The sequence below is a fragment of the Labrys sp. F242 genome (genome assembly GCF_057813875.1).
The window spans coordinates 1-308 of the sequence record NZ_JBVASG010000037.1 but is presented as its reverse complement, the minus strand read 5'-3'; the positions used below and the strand labels follow the sequence as shown (position 1 = coordinate 308).

Sequence of the window (308 nt, the reverse complement as noted above, 5' to 3'; positions counted from 1 at the left end):
GATCACGACCACGATATCGACGATGATCAAGCCGTCGAGGCGTTCAACTGGGATTCTCCAGCGAGAAGAGATCAGCCGCCTCGTCATATGCGAAAAATTCGGCAAAACGGGCAAGGCTGATCACGGCCTGCACGGTGCCGGCCGCATAGTCCTCGGACATGTGATCCTCCAACTCGTCGCGGACGCGGCGGGCCGGCGCCTGATGGCTCGGCCTTTCGTCGAGGATGCGGCGAATATGGGCCGCCAGCGGCACATAGGACGCCAATTGCTGTGCAAACTGCCGTTTGCGCTCGTCCACCTCGCTTTCG

At 61.0% G+C, this 308-nt stretch carries 1 protein-coding gene; it reads right to left on the bottom strand.

Going from position 1 to position 308, the window contains the following annotated elements:
- Window positions 1-43: 43 nt before the first annotated feature.
- The coding region (locus ACZYTC_RS34335) for an AAA-associated domain-containing protein (RefSeq protein ID WP_488991768.1) at window positions 44-308 on the bottom strand (265 nt) is incomplete at its 5' end.